The sequence below is a fragment of the Lysinibacillus sp. AR18-8 genome (assembly GCF_001705465.1).
In the GTDB taxonomy this organism is placed as follows: domain Bacteria; phylum Bacillota; class Bacilli; order Bacillales_A; family Planococcaceae; genus Lysinibacillus; species Lysinibacillus capsici.
Window position 1 is genome coordinate 19010 of record NZ_MDGU01000027.1, and the last position, 17844, is coordinate 36853.

Sequence of the window (17844 nt, forward strand, 5' to 3'; positions counted from 1 at the left end):
TCCAGTCATTTCATGCTACAGTTATTTTACTGACTAAAGTAAAGGAGTTTCAATAGATGAATATGTTATATGAACCTGCCATTCACTTTCAACAAGTTCATTTTTCAGTAAATGACAAAATGATATTAAAGTCAATTACTGGGTCATTTCCGAAAGGGCAAATCACAACTCTCGTTGGCCCCTCTGGCGCTGGTAAAACAACATTACTTAAATTATGTAATGGCCTTCTCTCACCATCAAATGGGCATATACTCGTCGATAATCAACCTATTTCTACATATGATCCAACAGCTTTAAGAAGGCATGTTGGTATTGCTTTACAGGCAGCTCCTATGATAGCAGGTACAGTGTTAGAGAATCTTGCACTTCCCCGTACACTGCAAGGACAAAAACTTTTGCAGCAGGAGGCTATTCAATATTTAGAGGACGTTGGGTTAAACGAAAGCTTCCTGCATCAATCTACAAATGATCTATCAGGCGGACAACGTCAAAAGGTATCCATCGCTCGAACACTTATCAATAAATCCTCTATTTTATTATTAGACGAAATAACGTCTGCCTTGGATCGTCAATCCGTACAGGATATTGAAAAATTGATTGTCACCATTAACAAAAAATACAATGTTACCATGATTTGGATTACCCATAATTTGCAACAAGCGCTAACGATTGGTCACTATACATGGGTTATGATGAATGGGGAGCTCGTTGAAACTGGTAAAAGTTCATTACTCGATGCACCAACAAATCCACGTGTTGCCGAGTTTGTACAGGGGGTAAACAAATGACATATACAGCCTTATCACTGACATTAATTTTTGTTTGTATCCCTTTACTATTATCCAAAATATTAAAATTAGACCTTGAAAAAGATACGCTTATTGCAACATTACGCTCCATCATTCAATTGCTTGCTGTCGGCTATATATTAAAGTTTGTGTTTGATGCAAATAGTTATAGCTATATTTTACTGATGGTAGCACTAATGATTATCGTAGCCACGTTAAATGCACGAAAAAAAGGAGCAGGTATTAAAGGAATCACCTGGAAGATAGCACTGACTCTTGTCATGATAGAAATAATTACACAAGGTGTTTTGCTAGGCTTTCATATTGTTCCAGCAACCGCTCAGTATATCATTCCCATTAGCGGGATGCTAATTGGTAATTCCATGGTGCTATCCATTTTATTCTTAAATCGTTTTACAGCTGAAATTATTAACCATAAGGATCAAATGGAACTAATACTATCCCTGGGTGGCACACCAAAACAGGCTATTCATCGCCAATTAATTAATGCCATAAAAGCTAGTATGATTCCTACGATTGAGAGTCAAAAAACAATCGGGCTAGTACAGTTACCAGGTATGATGAGTGGTCAAATTATTGGGGGAGCCGACCCTATTCATGCAGTCCAATTTCAACTTTTAATTATCTTTGCTCTCTTAACTACTGCAACATTATCCAGCGTTATGATTGGCTTTTTAAGTTATCCTGCACTATTTAATGAACGTATGCAATTACTCGAAATGAAATAATTGTTAGGCTGAATGTAATATAGTTTAAAAAATTTATGTTATACTAAAAAGAAAATGCAGTTAGGAGAATGACCATGTTATTACGCGATTTTTTCATCCACTTATCTGAGAACCAACTATTAAATAGTGCTGCAAAGAAATATGGCCTAAAATTAGGAGCACAAAGTGTAGTAGCTGGTACAAATATCGAAGAAACAATTGCAAGCATCAAAGAACTAAATGCACATAATATTTCTTGTACAGTAGATAACCTAGGTGAATTTGTTTCAAGTAAAGAAGAAGCGACTGCTGCTAAAGAAAAAATCCTTACTGTGATCGAAGCTATTCACGAAAATGGTGTAGCGGCACATATTTCATTAAAGCCATCTCAATTAGGCTTAGATATTGATGTTGATTTTTGTTATGACAATCTGTATGAGATTGTAGAAAAAGCCGCTTCATACGATATCTTTGTTAACTTTGATATGGAAGACTATGGACGTCTACAAACTTCCTTCGATATGGTGGAAGAATTATCGAAAACATTTAATAATGTTGGTACAGTCATCCAATCATACTTTTACCGTGCAAAAGATGATATTGAAAAATTTAAGGACTACCGTTTACGTATCGTAAAAGGTGCTTATAAAGAGCCAGTTGAAGTAGCCTATCAAGATAAATTAGATATTGATTTAAACTTTATTGAGTTGATTGAATATCACCTACTAAATGGTAAATTTACATCAATCGCAACTCACGATCACAATATTATTGCGCACGTAAAACGCTTTGTAGCTGATCATAATATTCCGCTTGATAAATTTGAATTCCAAATGCTATATGGTTTCCGTACAGATATGCAAAAAGAACTTGCAAAAGAGGGCTATAACTTCTGTGTGTACGTTCCATTTGGTGAAGATTGGTACGGCTATTTCATGCGCCGTTTAGCTGAGCGTCCTCAAAACCTTAATCTTGTCACAAAACAAGTATTTACGAAAAAAACGAATACTGTTCTTGCAGTAGCAGCAGGTGCATTCGTTCTTGGCCGTTTAACTAAACGTAATAAGTAAAAAAAAGAGAACCTTTTCGCTTATGATGCAAAAAGGTTCTCATTTTATTTATTCCATCCTTTTTCTTTAAAGCGTGCAATGGCCTCAATTCGATTGCCGACGTTTAGTTTTTCTAAAATCGTCGAAATATAGTTACGAACTGTACCAGCAGACAAAAACAGCTCAGCAGCAATTTCCTTTGTCGTCTTGCCCTCTGCTACAAGTGTCAGAACTTGACTCTCTCGCTCCGTTAAAGGATTTTCACTATCATCTTCATAGACAAAATCAACGAGCTCTGGCGCATAAATGCGTTTACCGTCCATGATTGTACGGATTGCGCTCACTAACTCCTCTATAGGGCTATCCTTTAATAAATAGCCTCTGACACTCGCTTTTCTAGCACGTTCGAAATAACCAGGTCTAGCAAATGTAGTTAAAATAATGACTTTACAACCTGAGCCAGTGCTATGCATTTCTTCTGCTGCATCTAGTCCCGTTTTCACTGGCATTTCAATATCCATAATACAAATATCAGGCTGATGCTCTTCCACAAGCATCAATGCTTCCTCACCATTTTTTGCTAAGCCAACAACCTCCATATCCTCCTCCATACTAAGTAAAGAGCGGAGCGCGCCTAATAGCATCCCCTGATCTTCAGCAATCACAATTCGTATCATGTCACAATCCTCTTTTCTATATATTCTTCAGATTGTCTTTGACATTCTGATGCGTAATAGCTACTGGGATAGTTACCGTTAATGTGGTGCCCTCAACACTTTCAATTTTGAAGGACCCATTAATAAACTCTAAACGTTCCCGCATTCCTTTCAATCCATTACCAGTTCTCCAGGCTTGTTTTTTCGTAATGCCCTGTCCGTTATCTCGCACTACTAAGTAAACTTCTTTAAAATTTTGATGGAAAGCAATTTCACATTTTGTTGCTCCACTATGTTTGACAACATTATTAACCGCCTCTTTTAAGCACATAGATAAAACATTCTCTACAAGTGGTGGAACTTGCAGTGCGTTTTTATCCCCCTCAAAGACAAACTCCATTTCAGCTGCCTTTAGTATTTGTGAAATACGCATGATCTCATCTTCAAATTTTGCCGTGCGCATATCTGAAACTAATTCCCGAACCTCTTTTAAAGCAATACTAGCCGTCTGGCGTATATCCTTAATCTCAATCAAGGCCTGCTGGGGATTTCGTTCAATCAGCCTAGAAGCTAGATCACTCTTCAAACCAATCATGGACAATTTTTGTCCTAATGTATCATGCAAATCTCGAGCTATTCTTTGTCGTTCTTCAAAAACAATTAACTCAGCAATACGTTCATTGGCTGTTTCTAACTGTCCCTCTAAATTTTCACGTTTATTTTTGGAATAAAGCGTTAGCGGTAAAAGGACAACAGCTAAAATAGTTAATACAACGAAAGGCAACTGCGATAAAAATAGGTTGAGCTCTACAAAGAATCCAGCACCAGTTGAAATAACTGTAAAGCCAATATGTAGACCATACATAATATAAAAGCCGACGGGTCTTCGGATATTCCCAATAAAAAATGCTGTAAAAATGGACAAATAGACATAGCCATACAAGATGGTCATAATAATGTTTATGACCATTTCAAAGCTAATCCACATATAAACTAAACCGCTTTTCGAATTCATGGCAAATCGATAGAAGATAAAATAGAGCATTAAAAATGTAATGCCTATCGATATTTCGATATAAGATGATTTCCTAAAAATGAAGAAAAACGGTAGGAAACAAAAAATTATCCACAAATATACACTGAGCATCGGACTATTCGGAATAATACTATGCCATTTCCTCAACATAATCTCACGCTCTTTCCTACTTTTCCCTTATTATAACAAGAAAATTAAATTTATGCCTGTTCATGCTTTGACCCATATTCTTCTCTTTACATAAAACAGCCATCTCTCTTGCAGAGATGGCTGTTATCAGCTAAGCGGCAATACTGCCTCTTGCTTTACGTTTTATTATTTCATTTACTTCTTTAAACGTTACAAATTTACCTTGATCTTCATCATATAACTTGTAACGTAGTGATTCTAAACTCGTACGTAAAGTAATCGTTGTTGCCATGTGTAATGGCGGTGTCTCATTGTGTGCCTTTTCAAGATTATAATTAGGTACACGAGGAGCTAAGTGATGTACATGATGGAAGCCAATATTCCCTGTTACCCATTGTAAAAGTTTTGGCAATTTATAATAGGAGCTTCCTTCAACTGCAGCTTTCACATAATCCCACTCTGAATCGTGTTCAAAATAAGAATCTTCATACGTGTGCTGGATGTAAAATAACCAAATTCCTAAAGAACCTGCAATAAATAAAGTAACGCCTTGCACTAATAAAAACGCTTGCCAGCCCATGAAGAAAATTAAAGCAGCACAAATTCCCACAATGACAATATTCGTTAAAATTGTATTGAGACGTTCCTTCTTCTTCGCATCCTTACGATTAAAACGATTTAAGACAAGAACCATATAAAGTGGGCCTAATCCAAACATCACAAATGGATTACGATAGAAGCGGTACCATAGACGTTGCCCTTTTGAGGCTTGCATATATTCTTCAACTGTCATCATATCAATATCACCGATACCACGCTTGTCTAAGTTTGAGCTTGTTGCATGGTGAATTGTATGTTCACGTTTCCATTTTTCATAAGGGAATGATGTTAGCACCCCAGTAAAAAATCCAACCCAGTCGTTTGCCTTTTTACTTTTGAAAAATGAGCCGTGTGTACAATCATGAAAAATAATAAAAGTTCGTACGACAAAACCTGCTGAAATAGCACTTAAGCCGACTGTTAGCCAAGGTGATACATCCACTAACAAGTAACCAGCCACCCATAATGCAATTAACGGTACAATTGTATTTATAATCTGAAAAACACTTTTACGCGTATCTGATTTGGCAAATGGCGCTACATCTTGGCGTAACTTTTTTGTTTTTTCTTTAATAGTTGCCATCTTTTACTCCCTCGTTTCTTTTTTTCTTATGACCTCATCATAAAACAAGAATACAAGTCAGTAACAGACGCAAACATCACAAAAAGGATATGACATTTGTCATATCCTTTTATGATTTCGGTCCAGTCAAATGAAGTTGATAGAACACAAGGTCTAGCCATTGTTCAAATTTATAGCCTGCATTTTTAATGGTTCCTGCATATTCAAAGCCTAATTTTTCATGTGCTTTAATACTACCAATGTTTTCTCCATCAATACCAGCAACAAGCGTTTTGACACCATTTTCTTCAGCGATCGCTATCAGCTTGTTCATGAGCTTTGTCGCAATCCCTTTTTGATAATGTTCTTTATGCACATAGACAGAGTGCTCCATTGTATATTTATAACCTGGGTAAGGACGGAATTGACTATAGGTAGCAAAGCCAGCGACAAGCCCATTATCCTCAAATACAAGTAAAGGATTATCTAATGCTTGTTGCTCCCTAAACCACTGTACTTTTTCATCTAAAGTTTGTATTTCGTATCGATAGACAGCCTTGCTTGTTAAAATAATATCATTATAGATAACCAAGACCTCGGGAATATCTCTTTCTTCCATGAATCGTATCATTCTGCTCACTTTCCTTAACCAAATTGTTTTCTTCTATAGAGAAACAGAGATAGACAGTCATTGAATAGACTATCTATCTCCTCTTATTTTATGCCTTAAACATTGAAGTAGCGAGCATCAGGATGAGCAAAAACGATTGCAGATACGGATGCTTCAGGCTCCATCATAAAGCCTTCTGTAAGATGGACACCAATATCCTCAGGTTTTAATAGGCCGAATAGTTTCTCTTGATCCTCCAAGTTAGGACAAGCAGGATATCCGAATGAAAAGCGTTGACCTTGATATTTTGCAGCAAAACGATCTCTCATAGTGAAATCTGTTGCATCAGGGAAGCCCCATTGGTCACGAATTTCCTGATGCATACGTTCAGCAAAGCCCTCTGCTAATTCTAAAGCAGTCGATTGCAAGGCATGACTTTCAAGAAATTTCCCAGCCTCTTTTAACTGGCGTGCTTTAGCCATAACTCCTTGACCTGCTGTTACAACCATGAGTGCAATATAGTCCATTTCACCGCTCTCTACCGTTTTTAAGAAATCTGCAAGACATAAAAATGGTTCAACCTGCTGACGAGGGAAGGTAAAACGTTCAATTTCTGTCTTACTATCAGCAGGATTATACACAACGACATCATCACCATCTGCTTGAGCAGGGAAAAATTGATACAAACCTGATGGCTTTAATAGATCACTTTTTAAATAATCATCTACTAAATCCTTGAGCTCTGTTGCTCTTGAATCGCCCGCATCAAGCAATTGCTGAACTTGCCCTTTCAAGCCTAGATGGTGTCCCAGTAATGTACGCATATTAACATAAGGGTATAAATGAGATACAGAATAGTCTTTTTTCACATGACGTCGTAAATCCGCTGGTAAAAATACTGGCGCTCCTTTTACTGTTCGTGCAGGCTTTATTGTTACCTCTTTTGCCGGACGAGCAGCTCGTTTTTCATCGGCCGCTAAACGTTTTTGACGGGATTCTTCAATTTCTGCTAAGAAATTTTCACGTGTCCCTTCACCCATTAATAGATTCGCTTGCTCTAAGCCTTGCATAGCATCCTTTGCATAAATAACAGGACCACCATATTCATCTGCAATTTTTGTTTCAGTAAAACGACGTGAAAGTGCAGCACCACCAACTAAAATAGGAACATCAATTCCCGCCTCTTTAAAATCCTGAGCAGTAATAACCATCTGTTGCGCTGATTTCACGAGTAAACCTGACAGCCCAATAAAATCAGGTTTTTCCTTACGAATCGCTTCAATCAATTGGGCAGGAGTTACTTTAATGCCCAAATCGACTACCTTATAGCCATTATTACTTAATATAATATCAACAAGGTTTTTCCCAATATCGTGAACATCACCTTTTACTGTAGCAAGTACCATTTTCCCTTTTCCAGCACTCTCTTCATCCTTCTCCATGAATTGCTCTAAATGAGCCACTGCGGCCTTCATCACACCTGCTGATTGTAAAACCTCTGCTACAATGAGTTGATTATCATTAAATAATCGACCCACCTCAGCCATGCCCTCCATTAAAGGACCATTAATTATATCAAGTGGCGCCTCGAAGATTTCCCGTGCAGCGTCTAAATCCTCAATTAGCCCTTCTTTTGTACCTTCTAATATATAGTAAGCTAAACGACCTTCAACCGTTTTTGGAATATCAGCTTCCGTTTTTTCCTTCTTTTTATCTCGATAAAAATCTGTAAACACTGCTAATGTTTCATCATTTGTATTAAAGAGCAGGTCATTTGCGAGTTTGATTTCCTCTTCAGGGATGGATGCATAACGCTCCAATTTCTCTGTATTAACAATGGCATAATCTAAGCCCGCCTGTGTACAATGATAGAGATAAACAGCATTCAGTACTTCACGACCAACAGGTGGTAAGCCAAATGAGATATTACTTACGCCAAGTACAGTCAATGTCTGCGGCAATTTTTCTTTGATGAGACGAATGCCTTCAATTGTTTCTAGCGCTGAACCAATATACTGCTCATCCCCAGTTCCTACAGGGAACATTAATGGGTCGAAAATGATATCCTCTGGTGCAATCTCCCATTTTTCCGTTAAAAGTTGATAGGAGCGCTCGGCAATTTCGAGCTTTCGATGACGGTCAACCGCCATCCCCTTTTCATCTATCGTTCCAACAACTAATGATGCACCATATTTTTTCACGAGTGGTAATACTGCATCAAATCGTTCTTCACCATCCTCTAAATTAATAGAGTTAATGATGGCTTTCCCTTGTGAAAACTTTAATGCTTCCTCAATTACTTTTTCATCAGTTGAGTCAATCACAAGAGGCACCTTAACCTTTTTTACAACCTCCTGCATAAATCCACGCATATCGGCTAATTCATCGCGATCAGGGTTGGCTAAACAAATATCAATAACATGTGCACCATTTTTGACTTGAGCACGTGCAATCTCTGCGGCCTCCTCAAATTTCCCGTCAATGATTAAATTCTTAAATTTACGAGAGCCGATTACATTTGTTCTCTCCCCAATAAATAACGGACGCATAGAATCGTCATACAATAACGGTTCAATTCCTGATACCGCATGACCATGTGTTTTTTCTGGTAATTGACGAGGTTTTTCATCTTTTAAGATCTCACGAATGGCTGCAATATGAGCGGGTGTCGTCCCACAACATCCACCTACAATATTAAGCCAACCCTTTTCTGCAAAGCCTTTTAATTTTTGCGATAGCGATTCTGGTGATTCATGATAACACCCTTCTTCATCTGGTAAGCCAGCATTTGGGTAACAGCTAATATAGCCTGTTGAAAGCTCTGCTAATGAACGAATGTGATCCGTCATAAACTCAGGTCCCGTCGCACAGTTTAGGCCAACTGATAATGGTTTAATATGCTCGATCGAAATATAAAAGGCATCAATTGTTTGCCCTGCAAGCGTTGTACCCATCGGTTCTATTGTTCCTGAAATCATGACAGGTAGCTCTTTTCCCGTTGATGCAAAAGCGCGCTTTACGCCAAGTGTGCCTGCTTTGACATTGAGCATATCCTGACTTGTTTCTAATAACAAAACGTCGGCTCCTGCCTCAATTAATGCCTTTGCCTGTACATAGAAATTTTCCTCTAGCTCTTCAAATGTAATACCACCTGTTACTGATAACGTTTTTGTTGTTGGCCCCATAGCCCCTGCGACAAAACGTGGCCAATCCGATGTCGAATAACGATCAACTGCTTGGCGAGCAATTTCCACTGCACGCTTATTAATTTCTTCTGCTTTTGTGCCAAGATCATATTCATTTAACACAAGAGGCGTCCCACCAAATGTATTTGTACAAATAATATCTGCGCCTGCCTCTAAGTATTTATGGTGAATTTTTTCAATGACATCTGGTCTAGTAAGCACAAGATTTTCATTACAGCCATCAAGTTCCTCGCCACCAAAATCCTCTGCTGATAAATTTTCATTTTGTAGCATTGTTCCCATTGCGCCATCAAGAATTAAAATACGTTTCTCTAGTTGCTCTTCAATCGAGTGCTTAGCCATGTATACTTACTCCTTTTTTCTGTTCATCCAATTGCTCTATATATTTCATCAACTCTAGTGTCACGTCGTAACGTAAAAATGGTGTAATAAGGTAAATCCCATTGAAATATTGCGTAGCCACTTCTACTAATTCTTTGGCAATAGCAATCCCTTCCAAGGTTGCCTTTTCTTTATCTTCTCCACATGCTTTCATTCTTGTTAAGGCATCTTCAGATAATTTGATACCTGGCACTTCATGATGTAAAAATTCAGCACTTTTATAACTCGTAACAGGCATAATACCAATGTAAATTGGAGCTTGTAAATGCTTTGTTGCCTCATAAATCTCTACAATTTTCTCTTTCGTATATACTGGTTGAGAAATGAAGTAGTCTGCCCCATGCTCAATTTTCTTCTCCAAGCGTGTCACAGCACGATCTAACACACGGACGTTTGGATTAAATGCAGCAGCAACTGAAAAATTTGCTTTTTTACGAAGTGGCTTACCTGAGAAAGAGACCCCTTCATTTAATTGCTTAATTAATTGAATTAGCTCCATGGAAGATACATCATAAACACTTGTCGCACCTGGGAAATCTCCTACTTTCGTTGGATCACCCGTAACGGCCAACACATCATGAATACCTAAAGCATTTAACCCCATTAAATGAGATTGTAGACCAATTAAATTACGGTCTCGACATGTAATATGAGTTAGTGGGCGTACACCATGTGAGCTCTTCAACAATGCGCCCATTGCAATATTGCTAATACGTGGAGAGGCCAATGAATTGTCTGCCATCATAACTACATCTGCACCTGCATCATATAATTGCTTTGCTCCTTCAAGGAACCCATCAATCTCTAAATGTCTAGGCGTATCCAACTCTACTATGACAGAACGTTCACGTTTAACTTTTTCATGAAGAGGCTCATACTTTGTTGGCTCCGCTTCCCGAACAATCTCAATCTTTTTAGGCTTCGCAAGCTTCTCCTGAACCGGTGATAACTCTTCTAAATACTTCTTTGCTGCTGCAATATGTTTGGGTGTTGTACCACAGCAGCCCCCTATTAAACGTACACCTTGATCACGCAATTCAACAGCCGCTCGACCAAAATAATCAGCTTCTGATTCATAAACGACACGCCCATCCTCTAAGTCCAGTAGTGATGCATTTGGATAGGCCGACATAAATGCCTTATTAGGAAGTTCTACACCTTCAAATGCCTGAATTGTATGGTGTGGACCTAGTCGACAATTGACACCAACAATATCAGCACCTAGGGCTTCAAGCTCATGGAGAGCATTATTTAAAGACATCCCATTTTGTAGAACACCGGGCTCATGCATAGAAACTTGTGCAATAATCGGCAATTTTGTTTTTTCTCGTAGCATCTTTAAGGTTGCTGTTAATTCTTCAAAATCATAATAAGTTTCAAGTAAAAGGCCATCTGGATTCCCTGCAAGTAAGACGCTTGCTTGTTCTTCAATAGTCGCTAATATTTCATCCAAGGTTGCATCACTTTTACGAATTCCCCGAATACCACCAATTGTTCCTAAAACAAATTGACCGCCATCAGCCGCTGCTCGTTTTGCGATGGTGACAGCAGCTTCATTAAATTGTTGGACACGTGATTCCAATCCATAGCGAGCTAATTTAATGGCATTTGCACCGTACGTATTCGTTTGAATGATGTCAGCACCAGCTGCAATATATTCTCTATGAATCTTTTCAATTAACTCGGGTCTCTGAACATTCATTTCCTCATGGCAATACTCCAATCCATAGCCATATAGCACTGTGCCTATTGCACCGTCTGCCGTCAATACATGCGTTTTTAACCTTTCAAGCAATCCCATAAAATTAGCCTCTCTTCCTATGTCTCTATATAATAAAAAGCCTTCTTTCATAAAAAAAGAAGGCTTTAACGATTCATCATTGTTGTTCCTTCTCATCTTCGACTCAACGGTCTTCTGGATTTAGCACCTGACAATAAAGTTGGTTGCTGAAGCTTCAATGGGCCAGTCCCTCTGCTTCTCTTGATAAGAATTAAGTATGAATTTTTTAAATAATTAAAAGAATCATATCGTTTACTGACGAATGAGTCAAGACTATTTCACATAACAAAGTTTTTTTCCACTTAAAACCCTAGAAATTGGCAAGTTCCTTTGCAAGCTCTTCACCAATTTTTTTCCCGTTTTGAATGCAAGCACCAATACCTACGCCAAAATACGAGCACCCTGCAATCGATAAATTAGGATATTTCTCATGTAATTCTTGTAGTAATCCTTGTAATGCTTCACGATGCGCTAGATCATATTTAGGCATTTGATCAATCCATTTTGTTACATTCACAACGGTTGGCTGCTCCTCTATTCCTAGGCTCTTTCTCACATCTTCTAAAGCAACTGCTGCTAATTCTTCATCCGTCATGGCGCGTAGTTGCTCATAGGCTGGATTGATGCTCTTATAAAAGAGTCGCACAAGTAATTTATTTTCTTTCGATGTATGCTTCCATTTACGACTAGTCCAAGTTGCTGCATTACAAGTTACGTCTGAATTATGGGAAACAATATAGCCCGTTCCATCTACTGGCAATTTAGCGTCTGGCACATCAAAACCCAAATAGATAGTAATCGCTGACGCTGTCGTAAATTGGTCAAAATAGCGGTTTAAAGATTCATCCTGTAGCAGATTTTGTACAGTATCGTTCGGTAATGCTAAAACGACATAATCTGACTCAATAATTTCACCATTAGCTAAGTAAATTGTGTAGTTCTTATCTTGTTTTTGAACATTTAGTGTAGTAACACCCTTGATAATTTCTACATCGGATAAGGTTTGTTCAAGTCGATCAATTAAAGAAGATAAACCATTTTTAAAGGATATAAATTTTTTGTTCGCTGCTTTAACAAATTGCTCACGATTCGCATCAAAGCCTTTAATAATACTTCCAAAATCATTCTTATAATCAATTAAATACGGTAAAGTAGAGCCAATAGAAAGCTGATGTAAATCTCCCGAATAAACACCTGCAAGGACTGGTGCAATTTGGTTTTTCACCAGTTCCTCTCCTAAATAGTAAGTTAAAAATTCACCGATAGAACTTTCCTTTGTGAAGCCATTGTTTGGCAATGTTAAATCCTTCAACGCTTCTTTTTTTCCCTGCTCTGAAATAAGTGTACTTTCCTCTAAGGATGCTACACTCATCGGTATTCCGAAAGTTGAATCTGCCGGAATAGCATGTAACTCATTATTCGTATAAATATAAGAAATACCTGTTTCGTTGTAAACTAATTCCGCCTCAAAATCAAGCTCCTGAACGAGTTCCATAACGCCTTGATGACGGGCTACAATAGAATCAGCACCCGTTTCCATGATGAAACCTTGTTCATGTGCTGAATATAATTTGCCTCCTAAATATGTATTTTTTTCTATAAGCACTAGACGAACATCTAAATTATGTTCCTTCACTTGACGTTGCAAATAATGCATTGTACATAGTCCTGTAATACCGCCGCCTAAAACAACAACTGTTTTCATCATAACCGCCCCTATTATTCATTCTTTCTACAGTATAATCCTTTTTCATTGAAAATTACGTTAAACCCTTTACAAATTTAGCAAAAATAGAGCTATTTCATCAGTGAAATAGCTCTTACTTTCTGAATCTCTATAAAATTGATCCTCTATAGCGATAACTTCACAACAAACATTTAAATAGGTACTATAGTGTTTATTACGTCTAAAAATATGAAAAATAGAATGTAAATGTTAGTAGTCTATCCTTTTAAATTTTGCGCAAAGCTCGCTAATTTTTCAGCTGAATTTGTTACCTCAGTAAATGAAGTGCCTAATTCACTTAATATGCCTACAATTGCTTGTATTTTTGTTGCCATACACTCATTTTGATCTTTTGCTTCTGTCATGGCTCCCAATATACTCGTAAATTGGCCTTCAGTTTGTAACATATTTTCTTCACCTGCTGCAACTTCATCTTGAATGTTGGTCAAAGAATACTCTAATTTCTCTGTTCGTTCACCTGTCTTTTTCAATAACAAAGCCACTGCTGTAACAGATTCTTTTGTCTGAATTGATAATTTACGTACTTCATCGGCCACTACGCTAAAGCCCTTTCCCGCTTCCCCAGCACGTGCTGCTTCAATTGCAGCATTTAAAGCCAATAGATTCGTTTGATTCGCAATATTGGTCACAACACTCATAATTGTTTCCATTTCCTTAGACATACCTGATAATTGTTCAATATTTTCTTCTATATCATGAAGAGAATGACTAATATTGAGCATATTTTGTGATTGATTTTTTAAACGCTCGCGACCCTCAAGTGCTTGGTTTTCAGCCAGTGTAGACACATCGAGTGATTTTTTTGCCAAATGTTTAATTTCGTCAGATTGCTTACTTAAGCAGCAAAAAGAATTATTGGTTTCCTGCGAGATAGCTGCAAGTGCTTCCGAAGAATCTACAATCTGTCGTTCAATCGCTTCTTTTTCATGAACCATTTTTTCTTTCAGTTGTTCCACAGTGTTTTCAAAAGCTTCTAAAACGAGTTGTTGCTCAAAATTACAAATTTTCGATATAGCTCTGATCGTATTAAATTGATCTTGTGGAAATTCTATATTTTTTTCGACTAAATCAATAAATGATATCGATAAATCTTGGAATGCGCAGATATACCACTGTGTTCTAAGCCCAATGTGGACATGCACCTTTGCAATTTTTACACGCCTTTGGTAATACATCTCATCGATGGTTCCGTTAAACATTTCAATAATATGTTGCCGTAATGTTACTTTAAGCTTTTCTACAGAACTATGATGACTGATAATATCTACCAAATGATGCTCTGTTCCAATCATGTTGTAAAAACGGTTTACGATGTGATCTACATTATCCATAACTATTGGCTGGAAAGCTTTTAAATATTGTAAGTCGTTCTTCGTTAAGTTCAGCATTTCAATTTGCTTCGCCATCGATTGACGAGAGGACAAATCCATTTTCACTGTGTATTGCTGTAAATCCAATACCTTCGTCTTTCTTTGTTTTTGAAAAATCACACATCTTCCCTCTTTCATTCCGTTTACTTTCATCAGGCTGAGAAACATCAAATCCCTTTTAACATATTGATGGATACACGAAAAAATACCGATAAAATCTGATTAGTCAGATTTAATGGTTACATTCGATAGTGCAATTCCGTATGACAAACTTCCTCCAAAAGTATGTGGGGTACCCATTTGCTCAATTTATCCTAAGGTCATTTGCTCTCAGCAAACAGATATAGTCCCTACATGACTAACAGTAAATTATTTACGTATGCTTCTTTTCAAAATCACTCATTTACATTAATCATTTTATAAATGACTGTCAATCTTATTAATACCATTATTTTACACAAAATGTATAAAAAGTCCTTGTTGTTAAATAAAGCGTAATAAACTATAAAAAAGCTACCACAATATTATTGGGTAGCTTTTTTAACTATTTTTTTGTTTATTATGCTTACTTGCTTTATATTTATTCTACTTTTTTATCGATCATCTTCAAATTTCACTATACTAATATTTTTTATCCTCAATCATGATCTATCTAAATACTCGTAAACAGCAGTCTATTTTAGACCCAAATACCCTCATACCGTAGCAACATAAATAATTCTAAAAACCTATGTTTGTTTAACACTAAATTTACAATCCTTTAAGTTCCTGTAATATTTTAGCCGCTTCTTCGGATCCTGCATCTGCCGCGAGTCCATACCATTTAATAGCTTCTTTCAGATTTCTATCTAACCCTGTATCTTTATTAAAAATATGCCCCAACTGTAGCTTGGCTTCCACATCTCCTTGAAGTGCAGCCTGCTTAAACCAATGAATACCTTTTTCGAGATTGCGTATTCCTGCCAGACCATTACTCCATATATAACCTAAATCATAAAAGGCGTCTACATGATATTGCTCCGCAGCTCTTTCATACCAAAACAGACCACGATTGACATCTTTCGCTTGGCCTAAGCGCCCCTCTAAATAAATTCCACCAAGTCGATATTGTGCTTCCACATACCCTGCCTCAGCTGATTTTTTATAGGCGTTAAAAGCTTCTTTCTCATCTACCTCAACGCCTAACCCCTGCTCATAAATTATTCCTAACGTAAACATTGCCTCTGCCACATTCTTTTGTGCAGCATAATCAAACCATTTTTTTGCTAATGTATAATTCGTTGCTACGCCCTCGCCATTAAAGTACATATCTGCTAAATTATTGGCAGCATCCGCATGTCCCTGCAAAGCTGCTTTTTCATAGTATGAAAAGGCAAGGGAATAATTTTCCTCCATACCTATGCCCCCAAAGCAAAAATTCCCAAGCATATATTGAGCATCTGCATTTCCCTGGGCAGCGGCTAGCTCAAACCATTTCAATGATTTTTCAGGTTGAAAATGTTTACCCTCTCTAGAATTATAGTATTCACCCAGTTGATATTGGGCATCCCCATCCTGCTCTTCAACCGCTTCTTTATACAAATCAATAATGAGCTCATGATCTAAGTCCTCTTCATCTAGAGCAGCAACTTGTTCATCTTGATGGCGAAAATACCACTCTACAATATCAAGCACATCATCTACTACTTCTATACTGTTTTTTAACTTTTCTAGCGAAGAAATTTGCCAAATGAGTATATAGATAGGCTGTGGAATGGCATCGCGCAAGACATCATCATATTCTGCCAACAGCGTTAATACATTCTCCTGTATCGATTGAGATTGCACTGTATGGACAATCTGTAAATGACGTTGTTGCTGTTCTTTTAATAACCCTCGTACTACTTGATACAGTATTTTCTGCAAGGCTGTTAGGTTAACTTCAGCGAATGTAAGTAATTTTATATTTTGAGCAAACCACTGATCTTGAGTTTGTGTAAGATTTTGTAGGGAAATTATTCGTTCTTTATTTCGCTTGGCTAAAATTTGCTCGTACATTATTTTCCTCCCTTGCACACTATGTAAAAAAACTGCCTTACCACTATTATATGGAAGACAGTTGAAGTTTGGTTACACATATGCTCTCAATAGTAAGCCTACTAATAGCGTAATAATTAAAAATACTGTGACATGGGTCCATTTATACATGGCTAATAAACCTATAAATTCTCGTGTGAATGCATTAGGAACATAGTAAAAAGCAGTTTTTGAGCCAATCCCCTCGGCATCTAATGCTGCTTTCCTAGCATAAATACTTGCGCGAAACACATGGAAATTATTCGTAACAAAAATGGAACGATAGTTCTCTCCATGAGAATGGTGGTCCATTATTTGCTTTGAAAAGATCATATTTTGTTCTGTATTGGCTGAACAATCCTCCATAATTATCTTGTCAGTCGGAATATGATGTACTTCTATTAGGTATTGTTTCATTGCATATGCTTCTGATACCTTTTCATCATTTCCTTGACCACCAGAGACAATGATATAAGGCTTCATCTCATACTTTATATATTGCTTTACTGCTTCATCTAAACGGCTTGCTAAAAGTGGAGGTACTCTATCGCCAATTAATCCTGAACCTAATGCAATAATGTAATTTGGTTTATAACGTATTGGTGTAAGAAGATACAATATTGAATAAGCAAGGACACTAGTGTATAAGAACATTGTATAACCAAAAATCAAAAACGCATAGAAGAAAAGAATATGCCAAAATACATTTTCAATTTCAATAAAAATGACGAATACATACCATAACATCATAATAACAAAACTTAGCCCTAATATGGCTAACATTAAGTTACGGAATTTGCGTCCTTCCTTTTCCAATAATACTTTACTATTGAAAAACATGGCTATTGATAAAATAAACATAATACTTGGAAAGCTTCCTAATATAATGAATATCCCCATTTCAGAAATAATCCCCTGATCATTTGGTAGCAATAAAGGATAATGAATAATAAACGCTCTGACAATATATATCCCTATCACGCCAAGGGCTACAACGTTGAGAAAGCGCCTTTTTTCTGTTAGGTACAAAATGATAAAAATGGTAAGGAAGATTGATAAAGTTAGTAGCATTTTTTCACTCCTTCCTATTGCATAATTTCTACAATCATTACATCTGCCACTATTTGTCCATATTTTTTGATATAGC

13 protein-coding genes and 1 riboswitch are annotated in these 17844 nt (G+C 37.1%); of the genes, 3 read left to right on the top strand and 10 right to left on the bottom strand.

What is annotated here, in order from left to right; all coding sequences use genetic code 11:
• Positions 1–56 precede the first annotated feature (56 nt).
• From BFM98_RS18380 to BFM98_RS18390, 3 genes are all read left to right on the top strand, one after another.
• Positions 57–788 (top strand): ABC transporter ATP-binding protein, encoded by a 732-nt coding sequence (locus BFM98_RS18380; protein ID WP_016995349.1) that lies wholly within the window; start codon positions 57–59, stop codon positions 786–788.
• Positions 785–1537, top strand: coding sequence for an ABC transporter permease (locus BFM98_RS18385; RefSeq protein WP_066038126.1), 753 nt, complete (start codon positions 785–787; stop codon positions 1535–1537). Before BFM98_RS18380 ends, BFM98_RS18385 begins: the two co-directional genes overlap by 4 nt.
• A gap of 74 nt (positions 1538–1611) precedes the next feature.
• Positions 1612–2586 (top strand): proline dehydrogenase family protein, encoded by a 975-nt coding sequence (locus BFM98_RS18390; RefSeq protein ID WP_048394992.1) that lies wholly within the window; start codon positions 1612–1614, stop codon positions 2584–2586.
• A gap of 44 nt (positions 2587–2630) precedes the next feature.
• Here the strand turns inward: BFM98_RS18390 and BFM98_RS18395 are convergent, their stop codons facing one another.
• The 10 genes from BFM98_RS18395 to BFM98_RS18440 form a co-directional block, all read right to left on the bottom strand.
• Positions 2631–3242: a response regulator transcription factor gene (locus tag BFM98_RS18395; protein WP_048394990.1), complete on the bottom strand. Its 612-nt coding sequence runs from the start codon at positions 3240–3242 to the stop codon at positions 2631–2633.
• Positions 3243–3258: 16 nt separating this feature from the next.
• Positions 3259–4407 carry a sensor histidine kinase gene (locus tag BFM98_RS18400; RefSeq protein ID WP_419776226.1) on the bottom strand — a complete coding sequence of 383 codons (1149 nt, stop codon included), beginning with the start codon at positions 4405–4407 and terminating at the stop codon, positions 3259–3261.
• A 130-nt stretch (positions 4408–4537) separates the two neighbouring features.
• Positions 4538–5569 carry a Delta(5) desaturase DesA gene (desA, locus tag BFM98_RS18405; protein ID WP_054548858.1) on the bottom strand — a complete coding sequence of 344 codons (1032 nt, stop codon included), beginning with the start codon at positions 5567–5569 and terminating at the stop codon, positions 4538–4540.
• Positions 5570–5678: 109 nt separating this feature from the next.
• The gene (locus tag BFM98_RS18410) at positions 5679–6179 is read right to left on the bottom strand and encodes a GNAT family N-acetyltransferase (RefSeq protein ID WP_048394984.1); all 501 of its coding nucleotides are present in this window, start codon (positions 6177–6179) and stop codon (positions 5679–5681) included.
• Between the two features lie 95 nt (positions 6180–6274).
• The gene (gene metH / locus BFM98_RS18415) at positions 6275–9706 is read right to left on the bottom strand and encodes a methionine synthase (protein ID WP_066038127.1); all 3432 of its coding nucleotides are present in this window, start codon (positions 9704–9706) and stop codon (positions 6275–6277) included.
• Entirely contained in the window at positions 9699–11546 is a 1848-nt protein-coding gene (locus BFM98_RS18420; protein ID WP_066038151.1) for a bifunctional homocysteine S-methyltransferase/methylenetetrahydrofolate reductase, read from the bottom strand. Before BFM98_RS18420 ends, metH begins: the two co-directional genes overlap by 8 nt.
• Before the next feature lie 89 nt (positions 11547–11635).
• A riboswitch (SAM riboswitch) is annotated at positions 11636–11736 on the bottom strand.
• Between the two features lie 99 nt (positions 11737–11835).
• Complete coding sequence (locus BFM98_RS18425) at positions 11836–13230, bottom strand: protoporphyrinogen oxidase (RefSeq protein ID WP_066038128.1); 1395 nt, start codon at positions 13228–13230, stop codon at positions 11836–11838.
• A 239-nt stretch (positions 13231–13469) separates the two neighbouring features.
• Complete coding sequence (locus tag BFM98_RS18430; protein ID WP_048394980.1) at positions 13470–14762, bottom strand: globin-coupled sensor protein; 1293 nt, start codon at positions 14760–14762, stop codon at positions 13470–13472.
• A 630-nt stretch (positions 14763–15392) separates the two neighbouring features.
• Entirely contained in the window at positions 15393–16679 is a 1287-nt protein-coding gene (locus tag BFM98_RS18435; protein WP_066038129.1) for a tetratricopeptide repeat protein, read from the bottom strand.
• A 72-nt stretch (positions 16680–16751) separates the two neighbouring features.
• On the bottom strand, positions 16752–17768 hold the full coding sequence (locus BFM98_RS18440) for a YdcF family protein (RefSeq protein WP_066038130.1): 1017 nt from the start codon (positions 17766–17768) through the stop codon (positions 16752–16754).
• Positions 17769–17844: the final 76 nt, after the last annotated feature.

Bases quoted from the DNA above. Each gene is read 5' to 3' on its own strand.
- metH (WP_066038127.1), bottom strand. From the start codon at position 9,706: ATGGCTAAGCACTCGATTGAAGAGCAACTAGAGAAACGTATTTTAATT.
- BFM98_RS18425 (WP_066038128.1), bottom strand. From the start codon at position 13,230: ATGAAAACAGTTGTTGTTTTAGGCGGCGGTATTACAGGACTATGTACA.
- BFM98_RS18385 (WP_066038126.1), top strand. From the start codon at position 785: ATGACATATACAGCCTTATCACTGACATTAATTTTTGTTTGTATCCCT.
- BFM98_RS18380 (WP_016995349.1), top strand. From the start codon at position 57: ATGAATATGTTATATGAACCTGCCATTCACTTTCAACAAGTTCATTTT.
- BFM98_RS18410 (WP_048394984.1), bottom strand. From the start codon at position 6,179: ATGATACGATTCATGGAAGAAAGAGATATTCCCGAGGTCTTGGTTATC.
- BFM98_RS18420 (WP_066038151.1), bottom strand. From the start codon at position 11,546: ATGGGATTGCTTGAAAGGTTAAAAACGCATGTATTGACGGCAGACGGT.
- desA (WP_054548858.1), bottom strand. From the start codon at position 5,569: ATGGCAACTATTAAAGAAAAAACAAAAAAGTTACGCCAAGATGTAGCG.
- BFM98_RS18435 (WP_066038129.1), bottom strand. From the start codon at position 16,679: ATGTACGAGCAAATTTTAGCCAAGCGAAATAAAGAACGAATAATTTCC.
- BFM98_RS18395 (WP_048394990.1), bottom strand. From the start codon at position 3,242: ATGATACGAATTGTGATTGCTGAAGATCAGGGGATGCTATTAGGCGCG.
- BFM98_RS18390 (WP_048394992.1), top strand. From the start codon at position 1,612: ATGTTATTACGCGATTTTTTCATCCACTTATCTGAGAACCAACTATTA.
- BFM98_RS18440 (WP_066038130.1), bottom strand. From the start codon at position 17,768: ATGCTACTAACTTTATCAATCTTCCTTACCATTTTTATCATTTTGTAC.
- BFM98_RS18400 (WP_419776226.1), bottom strand. From the start codon at position 4,407: ATGTTGAGGAAATGGCATAGTATTATTCCGAATAGTCCGATGCTCAGT.